Raw genomic sequence first — 12,409 nt, 5'->3', positions numbered from 1 at the left:
ATGCAAGAGGTCTGATATGAACGCGGTGAAAAATCTAGTTATTTGGTTGCTAATAATAGCCACTACTGCAATGCTTATTGATTCACAAAGGGACAAACTAAGCGACAGATTTCTCAGTACTTTTTTACCATATAAAGGAAGAATTCAAAATAGTGGTCAGAATAGTGGAAGTATCGAATTTACGAAATCATACGATGGACACTTTTATATTCAGGCTCAAGTCAATGATCGCAATATAACGTTTTTGCTTGATACTGGAGCAACCGATATTGTTCTATCACAAAAAGACGCATTACATATTGGTATTAATTTACAAAATGTTCAGGATTTTAAAACATATGAAACTGCGAAAGGTCAAATAAAAGCTGGTGTTGTTCACATCCCTCAGGTTAAAATAGGGAATTTTTTAGTTAATGATGTACAGGCAAGCGTTAACACTCATTCTATGTCTCATTCACTACTTGGAATGAGCTTTTTAAGGTATTTTCATTTCACTATAAGAGATAATAAGTTGATATTATACAGCGACTAAACACTTCTACAATCTAAAGCTCTGTAGGTTAATATAGGAGCAGAAATAAATATTGCAGAACAAGTGCCAATCAAAATACCAAAAAAAATGATCAAGCTGAAGTCTTTCACTGCATCTGTGCAGATTAATGCCAAAGGAAGAGCAGCAAGAAGGGTTGTACCCGAGGTTAATATAGTGCGAAATAATGTAGCGTTGATACTTGCATCTACTATCTCACTCATCCGCCCACTTTTACCACTCTTGCAATACTCTCGAATCCGATCGTATATAATTACTGAGTTATTGATTGAATAACCAATGACAGTGAGGAGAGCTGCAACTGATGAAATATTAAACTCAATGCCAGTTAGGCTAATAAAACCAACAGTTAAAATCACGTCATGAATCAATGCTGTTATTCCACTGAATCCACATTGCCAATTAAATCTAAACCAAACGTAAAAAAATATTCCAACAATCGCGATCAATATGGATAACATTCCTTCAAATATTTGTGTTGAGCTTATTTGTGGGCCAACATAGTCTATTTTACGATAGCTTATTGAGCTCCCCAGCTTTTCTTCTAGTATGCTTTTTATCTTTTTGATTTTATTTTCGTCTCCCCCATCTTTAAAACGCATGACTAAATTATCACCCGCTTTTGAACTCTGCGCTGTAAAACCATTTTCTTTTAATGCATCGAGAATAGAGTGATTCTCATCTGAAGATTTTATCTCTATCAAAATTCCGCCTGCAAAGTCTATGCCTAAGTTCACTCCACGCAGCACAACAGTGAACATTGAAAAGATGATAAGAATAATGCTAATTAATGCAGTCAAATCCCTATATTTACTAAACTTGATATCGAGGTTATCTGGAATGAGTCTAAGTGCCATGCTATTTACTTAAACTTGAATTTTATATACTTTTTTAAAAATTCACTAATTTATTTTGTGATTGGACTTCTCTGTCATCCGAGTAGCTGACACTGGTTCCTTTATGACGGCAGTGCCTCCTTCTCCTGTCATCCCAGTGCCCCTATGATGTCATCCCAGTGCTTGACACTGGGATCTAGCAAGCTTTGCTTGCAAATAAGTCTAATACGCGTCGCGTTTTATGCCAAAACACAATTGGAGTTACATGCAAAATAGGTCCCAGTGTCTGGGCACTGGGATGACAGGAGAAAGAGGCGCTGGCCTGACAATCGTCATCCCGCTACTTGTTAGCGGGATACTTGACCTTTACAGGGATGACGGTTGTCGTTTAGCTATAAATATTAAGAAATTTACCAAACGAAAAAAAGGCAAAAGAAGCCCCGTGATGCTGGTTTTGACTCTCTATTACTGTAAGTGGCGCTGTAATAATGTGCTAACGCTTAAATTAAGCGCGATTTGGCTGAATGTAGAAAAAATTTAAAGACATGTAGCCGCTATAATTTTATGTAATCCGCCAAAAAATACCCTGAGTTTTTACTGAATTTTGTCATTGAGCCTGCAGGTCAAAAACAAGTTTTGAGTCATAAATACCCTTAATACTATAATAAGGGGGCTGGCGAAGGGTGTCAGGTAAGTTTTTTCGTTATAGTATAAAGGAGTCCTATTAAAATCTTCTCAATAAAGGAAAAGCAGCAAGGAGCGAACCAAAAGCGATGAGAAAGGATCCAAGCCAGATTATAGACATTCCAGGTTTATAGTGCACTTTAGCTGCGATTTTGCTCTTACTCTTATCAATCTCTCCAATTACAACATAAATATCAGAAAATAAATTGTGGTAGATACTGCTTTCAACATTTTTCTGACCTTCCGCAAGGTAAAATCTATATTCAGGAGTTACTTCACCTAATATCTTATTATTCAGCAAATTCCTGATATCCATTGTACCCCTCACTGCATGGAAATTTTTTTCTTTTATTAGCTCAATATTTCGTAAAGTAACTTTAAATTTATTGACTGTTATGCTATCCCCTATTTTTAAGTGATTTTCTTTTTTCTCCTGCCAACCAACCGAATATGCTATACCAAGCACTAAAATTGCCACTCCAGCATGAGCTGCCATCATTGCATAGTAGGATTTAGAAACTTTTCTTGCTAATAAAATTGATTTACCAAATGCTACCTTAAATAAACGAATTCTTTTACTGTATGCTTCTAAAACAAAGATTAATAATGCTATGGAGATAGTAATTGATAGCACAATCATTAGCTCCATGTGAAAGATAAACGGCAAAATAGCTGCAGCACTACAGAATGAGAATCTGTATTCACGGAATATTGGCAATAGACTATTTCCCTGCCAACTGCAGTATTGCCCTATCATGGTGAGCACTAGAATAGCTAGTGCAATAGAGTTAAATAAAGAATTGTAATATGGTGCTCCAACTGAAATTAATTCACCGGTTAAATACTCAAGCACTGTAGGGTATAAAGTGCCAACTAACACAATGAAAAAGGCAGTGATGAATAATAAGTTGTTCATCAGCATCATCGTAAGGCGTGAAAAGAATCTTCTACCCTCTGTCACTTGAGTAGCAAGTTTCTTTCTGGATTCCAGTGTCAAGCATTGAAATGACATCGCAGACGTGTGATTTTTTCTCGTAAATACTACAAATATTACTAAGCTACTGACTGTAATTACACCAAGTAGAGCTAATATATACAGTCCATACCTTGGGTCATCTGCAAACGTGTGCACTGAGGTAAGTATTCCTGAGCGGACTAGAAATGTTCCAGTCACACTCAATATAAAAGTTGTGAGCGTAAGTAAAATAGCAAAATTCCTTAAAGTATTGAAATTTCGTACAACGAGCAACAAATGTGTCAGCGCCACTGCAATTAGCCACGGCATCAAAGAAACGTTTTCCACTGGATCCCAAAACCAAAATCCACCCCACCCAAGTTCGCGATATGCCCACCAGCTACCCAAGCTGATGCCCAAAGTGAGCAGCGACCAAGAAATAAGTACCCAAGGCCTGACAATTTTAGCCCAAACATTTCCTTCAGTATTTAAAATTAATCCAGCTATAGAGAACGAAAAAGGAACGCTAAACCCAAGGTACCCCAAATATAATATCGGTGGATGAATAGCAAGGCCTATATCCTGCAATATCGGATTAAAACCCAGTCCATCTGTTTCAATGCCTGGCATTTTAGTGAAGGGGCTGGATTCAAGTAAAGTGAACAGTAAAAAACAAAAGCAAATCAAGCCTTGGGTGATAAGAGACATTTTTTTTAATTTACTACCATTAGTTCGTTCTGGTGTCATTCCAGTGCTTGACACTGGAATCCAGTTTTTATTATACTGCCATTTGATGTACTCATTTGCAATTAAATTGTCTGGATCCCAGTGTCTGGGCACTAGGATGACAGAGGGGGAAACTGGGATGACAGAAGGTATATAAATATCCATTAGTAATAAATACACGGCAAGCACTAAAACCCAAAGCAACATGGACCCTTCTTTATTTCCCCAAACTCCACAAATCTTATAGATCAAAGGTTTTGTTGTGTGTGAGTGGTAATATACGTTTTCGAGTGAGAAATCATTTGTAATGTGGCAGTAGATCAAAATAGCCATTGATGTTGATACACAAAAAAATATGGCAGTGGTAATAAACCGACAAGAACTAAGCGGTAAAAACAAATATGTCAAAGACAATAAGCAGGCTACCAATAGCAATATATTCCCAAATTCAGGCATAAAAAATTATAGTTTTTATATAAACAATATTACTGATGACAAGTAAGAAGTTAAAGTGTTAATTGACGCTTGCTATTGATGCTATAGCTAAAGTGGCTTAGGTTTACCTACAATTTGAAAAACAACAAATTCGTCATTCCGCTACTCGTTAGCGGAATCTATACCGCGAATGAATCGCGGTATGACGTAGGGAAATCTTTCTTGGGTCAGCTATAGCATAATGCTCCCGTAGTTAGCTGTGCTAGCATTAATTAAAAATTAAATATTAAGTCTTTATACTTTTATAGATAGCGTTAATATTGAGGTAACATTGTGGGTACAACTAAGATTAGTAAATTTCCATTCAATATAAAAGGTAAAGTGGCAAAACAACATGCCGAACCAATAATCGAAAAAAATCTCTATACTATTTTAGGATTCAAAGATATAGAAGATTTTGAAAATAAGACAAGTAAACTTGTTAATAAAAAAGTTTGGCAATCATTTGTTGACTGCTTTGCAAAAGAAATAGATTATGCGGCAACCGAAGAAGTTGTAAAAAACATCGTTTGTAACATTGCAAAGAGTGATCGCGGTGATGCTTTTATCAAAACAGAACATCTCATATTAAATGAAAAGCAAGATAATAAAAAGAGAGAAAAAGCGATTAGAAAAGCTATTAGTATTTTGAGAAAAATCAATCCAGAAAAAGCCTTTAATGAACTTTCAGTAATAAAAAAACAAGCTGAAGATTTTTTACAAACCGATTTTTGTAAAGCACAGAGTAAATCACTTCAAGGATTTGCTCCCTCTGGTGGACAGCTCTTTGCGGAAACTCTGAAATATATAGAAACACTAGAAAAATTATCCGAAGTAAAAAAAGAAGCGCTAGTTAAAGATTTCTTGTTAAATCATGTTAGTTTATTGAATAAAAAGTATCCTAAATCACAGAGTAAAAGGGAAGATGCTATAACAATACTATCAAGTGATGAGTTGAAGAATTTTTACAATAAAGGTGTAGAAGAAGGAATATTACAACCAATGGCATCTTACAAAGGATGCAGAAACCTGTATGACAAAATGAACCAGATAAAAAATGAATCCAAAAGTATAATTAAAAGAGAAGAACGGGAAGAAAATTTAAAGAAAATAGATAAGTCGATAATCAGCGCAATTAATGACATAAAAAAACATAGAGAAGCAATCCTTAACTGTAAAGACTTTCAAAGTTCTTACATAAAAGAGAAAAAAGAACATCCATTTAGAGGCAACGCATGTCAAAAAATGATTGATATATATCAAGAGAGAATTGTTGGATATCAGGAGAAAATTCGTCAAAACTTAAACCAAATAAAAGCGATATTAAAAAGTGCGCCGCAAGAAATGGATGATATGGAAGAATTCGAGGAAATAATTGATGATATACATGAAGCAAAGCAGTGTGATGAAATTTTTGATTCAGCTTTAATTTGTGTATCGAACATACAGAATGAGCTAGATATTCAACTGGAAAATCCTTCAACAGAACTCAGAGCTTCACACATTAACGTTAAAACTGAGCTAACTAGGTTATAAGAACCAAATTTTTAGGGTAATGAAAGCACTTTAATTCAAGACAGCTCTTAGTCTGTGTTTTAATTTGGTTGTGTTTTATTAAAAAAACTTTAGATTTATTTTATAATCGATACTCAGATATAATGACTCAAACTTGGAATTTGTTGCAAACAGGGCAAAAGGAAGGCTATAAAATTGCGTATACTAATGCTCGTATTATCGACCCGGAAACTAAACTTGATATAAAAGGTTCATTATTGACTGAAGGGGATAAAATTGTCGACTTTGGTGAATCATTATTTTCAACAAGTGGGGTCGATGAAACAATAGACTGTGAAGGGCTTGTTCTAATGCCAGGCCTTATTGACATTCACGTACATTTTCGTGAACCAGGCCAGGAGCATAAAGAAACTATATATACAGGCAGCAAATCTGCAGCTGCGGGGGGAGTTACAACTGTAGTTTGTCAGCCAAACACTGTTCCAGCAATTGATAGCGTTGTTTTGGCTAAATATTTGAAATATAGAGCACTTGAAACTTCACATGTAAACGTTGAATTTTACGCTAAAATCACCACTTCGGAAGAAAAGTTGACTGAAATGGCACTTTTAAAGGAAGCAGGTGCGGTTGGGTTCACCGATGATGGCATGCCAGTTATGAACCCAATGATTATGAGACAGGCACTGCTTTATTCAAGTATGTTGAATGTCCCTATTGCGCAACATGCAGAAGATTTAAATTTATCTGCTGGTGGCGCAATCAACGAAGGTAAAATTTCTGAAGAATTGGGAGTAAAGGGGATCTTGAGTGCGTCAGAATCAGTTATGGTAAATCGTGATATACTGCTAATGAAGGATATGGAAAATGTACACTACCATATTCTACATGTCTCTTCAAAAGATTCACTTGACGCTATTAAACGTGCAAAAGATTTGGGATTAAATGTTACGTGCGAAGTAACCCCTCATCACTTCACTTTAACTGAAGATATAGTAAAACAACATGGAGCAATTGCAAAAATGAATCCGCCGCTTCGCACTGAAGAAGATCGTTTAGCTATGGTTGAAGGTTTAAAGATAGGTGTGATTGATTGCATTGCAACTGATCACGCTCCGCATGATCGTAGTTCTAAAGATCTGCCACTTGAAAATGCTGCATTTGGTATTGTTGGTCTTGAAACAATGCTGCCCCTTTCACTTGAACTCTATCACAGTGGGCAAATGGGTCTACTTGATGTGCTCGCAAAATTGACATATAAGCCTGCAGATATAATACACGTACCACGTGGTCGTATACAAAAAAACCTTGCTGCAGACTTAATTTTAGTTGACCTCAATCATGAGTGGGAAATTAAAACTGACAACTTTGCTAGTAAATCAAAGAATTCCCCTTTCGATGGGCGCAAAGTAAAAGGACATGTAGTACGTACTGTTGTGTCCGGCAAAACTATATACTCACAGAAGAGTTAGTTATCATACCTTACTATTCCAATTTGGTATCCGTTCAGCCAATGGCGTCAACTTAAGAGCCTTCATTAGCAAACCCTCCTATGGATTTTCTGAAAAGTTTTTGAGTATATTGTATTTTTAATTTGTGGAATAAGATTTTTTCCTTTTTGCATGTTTCACCTAAAAAGGACACATTTTAGACTTCTTTGTTGCAATAAAATAGAAACAAAAGTGCTGTTTCTTGCACTCTTTGGATAGTTTAATGATAAAAAATTTAGAGAGAAATTTTTACACTATCGCTGATATTTTTCCTTAAGTTGACGCCATTGGCTGAACGGATACCCTTTTGCGCCCCACTTAAGTATTTCTCTTGCAACTTAATCCCAACCATCTTCACAATAATGCTTTCGAAGTGCAGCCTTGTATTTTTCACTTTCTCCAACCTAATCGGGTTTTTTCTAAGTAAGCAACCCAACGAGAGAAAGGCGAGCTACCTTGTTTTTACTTTCTGCCACCTTCTCAATAGAACTTATAGGACTTATGTTGAAAGATAAATCATTATCACAATTTTCCTCATCGCTATCAAGTCCACTATCAACGCTTAAAGATCTGAGTAATGTTGTCTTCTCTCTTGGTGGAACATAAGACTCATTACCAACGCTTGAAGATTTGGATAACCTTGGAGCATTCGTTAATTGACGGTTGAAGCTCCTTTGTTCATCAGCACGAATTTTTTCTTTCAGTCCATCAAGCATTCCTACAAATTCATCACACAATTCATTTTCTTTTTCTAATAATTGTTTACACTTTTCTTTCTCACGCTCTAGCTCGTTTCTTAACTCTTCGACTTTATCTTCATCTTTAGTGAGTTCAAGTGTAAGCACCTTATCTCCTGGAAATTCCTCGTACTCGTTTTCTAGCTCTTCAATGTTGAGTTTTAGTCTCTCTTCTCCAAGTGTATCTTGTAAATCGCTATCCTGCCTATCTGATTCTTTAATCTTTTGCTCAATTTCTACTTGTACCTTATATTCCTGATCTAATTCTCTTAGCTGATCTTTCAAGCGCTCTTTCTGCTGGCGTCGTTCAACCATTATCTGTTCCGCATCTTCTCGTGCTTGATTTAGCTCTTTTTCCAAATTCTTCTTTCCTGCATTAACAATTTTCAGCTCTTCCTTTAGCTTTCTTTTTTCTTCATATACACTTTTAAGTTCTTGTACTTTCCCTTGTAGCTCTTTTAACACACCTGCTAATTCTTCATTTTTTTGTGCCAGTTCAGTTTGCAATTCCGTGTTTTTTTGCTCCTCTTTTTCAAACCTGTCTTGTAAATCGCTATTCTGCTTCTCTAACTTTACAATTGTTTGATTAGCTTCTGCTTGGGTTGTTTCTAGTTTCTCCTGTAGTCGCTGATTTTCTTGTATTAATTCATGGTGCTTTTTATTTATCACTTGCAACCCTGCTTCTATTTCTTGCTTCAATTCAACAGCTTCTTTTTTCAAATTTGACATTTCTTGGTTCAACTCAACGTTTTCTTCGGACAGCATCTGATTATTTAAAATCAATTCATCCATTTGTTGTGAAGCAACTTCTGTCTGAGTTCCAGTGTGCTGTAAATTGACTTCCGTTTGAGTTTCGATTTGTTGTGAAGCAACTTTTGTTTGAGTTGATGCATTGCTATTAATAGAAGGAGGAAGGCTATTGTCAGCATCAACTTTAGGGTCTAATTCCTCCTCTGGTTCCTTGCGATAGGCCACTATAGATTCATTTTGAAAATTGTTATTAGCAGTAGGCACAACATCAGCAGCCTTACCCTTTTCTAGTACAGCATCATATAAGGAGAGACCTTGAATATATAATTCATCATTTTGCTTTATCAATTCTAGGATCTCCTCCGATAGCACAAAATCTTCATCATTAAATTTTAGTACTTCAGTTATGCCATCGCTACTCACATTCATAATCATGGTACACATTTCGGATCCATCCTTTACAGGCCAAGTGCTTTTCATTTCATAATATGCGCCTCTTTAAATTCATAATATCTTTTCTTATCTTTTTGATGAGCGTGTATTTCATGTTTTTTATTGCAATAGATATTCAGCTCTTTAATATCTTTCTCTTGCTGTAAAATGTCACTAATCCTGGTTGGCTCACTTCTATTGTAATTAATAAGATTAATATTCAAAACTCTATGAGCGTTATCAGTTTCTGTGTAATAAGCTCGAAGCTCTACGCCTTTCCTTCCAAGATATTTACTTGCAGCTTTTTTTCCCTGCTCTGCCAACTTTATGCATTTATCTATATCTTTCTTAAAGCTCTTATTAGCAGACTATGTTACTGCTTTATCTATGTACGTTTGTTTAAAATCTCTATCGTTTATTAGGTCATAAAAACTCCACTCATCTCTATAAGCCTTCTGTATAGCAGTGAAGTCACTTTCTTCTTTCAAAAGCATTAAGAAGCCTACCTTGTCTTCTAGGTCTTTTAGTTTAAAGCCTGTTATTATCTTCTCTAATTGAGAATCAAATTCTTTATTGGCAAAATTTTCAGCAGGATTATTTAAATTTTTTAACTCTTTGTATAATTTATTATTTTCTGCAATTGAGCGGCAGAACTTTATTATAGCAGAGTCCTTAGTGAAAGAATTGTCTTTTTCCATTTTATTGATACGGTCCTTGAGGGATGTAAAATGCGATTCAAGCCATGACGAATATAGATCGTATTCATAAGATGCCAACAAGCAATGTATTGCATTCCAAGCACATGATGCTACCCTTATAACTGATTCAATATCATAATTCTCTGACTGATTACTTGTTTTTCCTGCTTCTGCTGTTTTGTCTTCCTTAGCCAAACTTCCAATCATAACACACCTCCTTTAACTATATTTATATTATACTAATTAACATATATTAAAAAAATCAAACTGTATAACCTCGTTCTACACTAACTTTTATGATTACTTGATTGTGTAAAAATAACTGCAAGTGTTAAACTTGAGCTTCTATTTTTCATTATACATTTCTTACTACATGTTTATACTGCTGTCTTGCATAATAGACTATTCGAAGTTACACAAGTATTTTTTTTATTAGAAAGGCAGTGAAAGCCAGAACGACCATTTGTAGGCTAGTATTGAGTTTTCGCTCACAATTTTTCCACAATCTTCTACATTTTTCTAACCAAGCAAAAGATCGCTCCACAACCCATCTTTTGGGCAATACAACAAAGGAACGTAATTCATTTCTTTTGATCACTTCAACGGTTGCACCAATAATCGTTTTTATTTGAGTTGCAAAATTCTCTCCAGTATAGCCTGCATCAACCAGTACATTTTTAACTCCCGAGAGGTTTTCTTTTGCATTTTCGACCATTCTCACAGCACTGCTACGGTCAGTGATCTTTGCTGTTGTTATATAAATTGCATGCTTGCGTATCTACTGCAATACGGCCCTGAAATCTTCTTGCCTGCATCATAGCTTCAGCAGTATCTGCATTTTTTATACTCTATGCATCAATTATGCAGAAGCTTTTCCGACCATTGTTTTGTCGCAATTATTTTTTTTTAATACCAGCTCCAGAACACTTTCTTTATTTGCATCTGGTTTTTCATTCCACTTCTTAAAATAGTCGTAACAATTGCGCCATTTTTGGAACTCTTTTGGTACCATTCTCCACTGGCAACCACTTTTTAACACGTATAACACTCCACAAAATATATCATGTAAATCAAGTGTTCTTGGTTTTATCTTCTTTCTGCAAGATTCCAGATCTGCTACAATAATCTCAAACTTTTCTCGACTTATGTCACTTGGGTATAAACTTCACATATCCTGCTTTATATACTTTATCCTCTCACTTTATCTCTTTTTTGAGATTACGTACAGGCTCTAAGATACAAAGACGTTTTCAGAAATCTTTAAGCTTAATAACATCCTCTCTCTTTGGACTAGTTGAGATTAGATGAATTGGTACACCTATTAATTTTTCTAACCCTTCTATATATTTTATTAAATTGATAGGCAATGCTTCAATCGACCTTTTACCTTGAGTGTTTTCTTTCCAGCCAGGAAATTCTTCATATATTGGCTCTAATTCCTCTTGTATTGAATGCGATGCGGGTAAATAATCATACATTTTTCCGCTATACTTGTAACCACTGCATATTTTAATTGTATCAAAAGAATCAAGCACATCTAATTTGGTTAATACAATGCTTGAAATTCCAGAGAGTTGCACAGCCTGGCGCACTAAAACTGCGTCAAACCATCCGCAGCGCCTTCTTCTATTGCTCACTGTTCCAAGTTCCTTGCCTATAGTAAATAAGCTATCCCCCACTTCGTTCTTTTGCTCAGTAGGGAATGGACCATTGCCTACTCTTGTTGTATAAGCTTTTGCCACACCAATAATGTAAGCATTGGAGGCTAATCCTGAGCCTGTTATTGCTTGCGACGCTACAGTATTACTTGAAGTAACAAAAGGGTAAGTTCCGTGGTCAATATCTAAAAATGTGCCTTGGGCGCCTTCAAATATTATTTTCTTACCTTCTTTCATAAAGTCATTTAATATCTTCCACACAGGTTTTTTATATGAAAGAATTTTTTCTGAAATCTCTTGAATTTCCTTTAATATTTCTTCTTTTTTAACCACCTGGTAGTTAAGGCCTTTTCTGATAGCATTATGGTAATTCAAAAGAGTATCTACCCTTCTATTGAGCTCATCTGCGTTTTCTAAGTCACAAAGGCGTATAGCTCTCCTCCCAACTTTATCTTCATAACATGGTCCTATCCCTTTGTTTGTTGTACCAATTTTGTGATTTCCATTTAAATCTTCAAATAGCTTTTCCTTGTCCTTATGTACGCTAAGTATTAATGGACAGCTTTCAGATACCATCAAATTGTTATGGTTTACGTCTACTCCTTTAACTTTCAATGACTCTATTTCTGAGATTAGAGCGTGTGAATCAAGAGCAACGCCATTTCCTATGATAGATATTTTGCCTGGCCTCAAAACAGCAGAGGGCAGTAAATTTAATTTATAAACCTCATCATCTGTGACTATAGTGTGCCCTGCATTATTTCCTCCCTGAAATCTCACAACTACATCTGCATTCTCAGAAAGATAATCTGCTATTTTACCCTTGCCTTCGTCACCCCATTGCAGACCAACAATTACAATGTTATTCATCATTATTTTCTAGATTAATACATAAATATTAATGCAG

At 35.5% G+C, this 12,409-nt stretch carries 9 protein-coding genes and 2 pseudogenes; 4 read left to right on the top strand and 7 right to left on the bottom strand.

Annotated elements, in window-relative coordinates; genetic code table 11:
• Positions 1-16 precede the first annotated feature (16 nt).
• A complete protein-coding gene (locus tag OPR57_RS04520; RefSeq protein WP_265035931.1) occupies positions 17-532 on the top strand; it encodes a TIGR02281 family clan AA aspartic protease in 516 nt (171 codons plus the stop codon).
• On the opposite strand, the gene secF is transcribed toward OPR57_RS04520, so the two are convergent.
• Entirely contained in the window at positions 529-1,407 is an 879-nt protein-coding gene (secF, locus tag OPR57_RS04515; RefSeq protein ID WP_265035929.1) for a protein translocase subunit SecF, read from the bottom strand. The two genes, OPR57_RS04520 and secF, sit on opposite strands and share 4 nt — an antisense overlap.
• 220 nt (positions 1,408-1,627) lie before the next feature.
• Between secF and OPR57_RS04510 the strand changes: the two genes are divergently transcribed.
• Positions 1,628-1,927, top strand: a complete 300-nt coding sequence (locus OPR57_RS04510) for a hypothetical protein (protein WP_265035928.1) — start codon at positions 1,628-1,630, stop codon at positions 1,925-1,927.
• 183 nt (positions 1,928-2,110) lie between these two features.
• Here OPR57_RS04510 and OPR57_RS04505 read toward each other — a convergent pair whose 3' ends face one another.
• Positions 2,111-4,207 carry a heme lyase CcmF/NrfE family subunit gene (locus tag OPR57_RS04505; protein ID WP_265035927.1) on the bottom strand — a complete coding sequence of 699 codons (2,097 nt, stop codon included), beginning with the start codon at positions 4,205-4,207 and terminating at the stop codon, positions 2,111-2,113.
• 312 nt (positions 4,208-4,519) lie between these two features.
• Between OPR57_RS04505 and OPR57_RS04500 the strand changes: the two genes are divergently transcribed.
• Both OPR57_RS04500 and OPR57_RS04495 read left to right on the top strand, forming a co-directional pair.
• Positions 4,520-5,761: a hypothetical protein gene (locus OPR57_RS04500; protein ID WP_265035926.1), complete on the top strand. Its 1,242-nt coding sequence runs from the start codon at positions 4,520-4,522 to the stop codon at positions 5,759-5,761.
• 122 nt (positions 5,762-5,883) lie between these two features.
• Positions 5,884-7,209, top strand: coding sequence for a dihydroorotase (locus OPR57_RS04495; protein ID WP_265035925.1), 1,326 nt, complete (start codon positions 5,884-5,886; stop codon positions 7,207-7,209).
• A gap of 253 nt (positions 7,210-7,462) precedes the next feature.
• Here OPR57_RS04495 and OPR57_RS04490 read toward each other — a convergent pair whose 3' ends face one another.
• From OPR57_RS04490 to OPR57_RS04465, 5 genes and pseudogenes are all read right to left on the bottom strand, one after another.
• Complete coding sequence (locus tag OPR57_RS04490) at positions 7,463-7,621, bottom strand: hypothetical protein (protein ID WP_265035923.1); 159 nt, start codon at positions 7,619-7,621, stop codon at positions 7,463-7,465.
• A gap of 25 nt (positions 7,622-7,646) precedes the next feature.
• Positions 7,647-9,508 (bottom strand): annotated as a pseudogene (locus OPR57_RS04485) (hypothetical protein); the annotation flags it as partial.
• Between the two features lie 6 nt (positions 9,509-9,514).
• A complete protein-coding gene (locus tag OPR57_RS04475; RefSeq protein ID WP_265035917.1) occupies positions 9,515-10,051 on the bottom strand; it encodes a hypothetical protein in 537 nt (178 codons plus the stop codon).
• Between the two features lie 205 nt (positions 10,052-10,256).
• Positions 10,257-10,991, bottom strand: a pseudogene (locus tag OPR57_RS04470) (IS5 family transposase).
• 103 nt (positions 10,992-11,094) lie between these two features.
• A complete protein-coding gene (locus tag OPR57_RS04465; RefSeq protein ID WP_265035915.1) occupies positions 11,095-12,372 on the bottom strand; it encodes an adenylosuccinate synthase in 1,278 nt (425 codons plus the stop codon).
• Positions 12,373-12,409: the final 37 nt, after the last annotated feature.

The sequence above is a fragment of the Wolbachia endosymbiont (group A) of Anomoia purmunda genome, assembly GCF_947251545.1.
In the GTDB taxonomy this organism is placed as follows: Bacteria; Pseudomonadota; Alphaproteobacteria; order Rickettsiales; family Anaplasmataceae; genus Wolbachia.
The sequence above is the reverse complement of the archived record's forward strand: the minus strand, read 5'-3'. Positions and strand labels throughout refer to the sequence as shown.

Coding starts and splice junctions, on each gene's coding strand:
- OPR57_RS04520 (WP_265035931.1), top strand. CDS start 17: ATGAACGCGGTGAAAAATCTAGTTATTTGGTTGCTAATAATAGCCACT.
- secF (WP_265035929.1), bottom strand. CDS start 1,407: ATGGCACTTAGACTCATTCCAGATAACCTCGATATCAAGTTTAGTAAA.
- OPR57_RS04510 (WP_265035928.1), top strand. CDS start 1,628: ATGCCAAAACACAATTGGAGTTACATGCAAAATAGGTCCCAGTGTCTG.
- OPR57_RS04505 (WP_265035927.1), bottom strand. CDS start 4,207: ATGCCTGAATTTGGGAATATATTGCTATTGGTAGCCTGCTTATTGTCT.
- OPR57_RS04495 (WP_265035925.1), top strand. CDS start 5,884: ATGACTCAAACTTGGAATTTGTTGCAAACAGGGCAAAAGGAAGGCTAT.
- OPR57_RS04475 (WP_265035917.1), bottom strand. CDS start 10,051: ATGATTGGAAGTTTGGCTAAGGAAGACAAAACAGCAGAAGCAGGAAAA.
- OPR57_RS04465 (WP_265035915.1), bottom strand. CDS start 12,372: ATGAATAACATTGTAATTGTTGGTCTGCAATGGGGTGACGAAGGCAAG.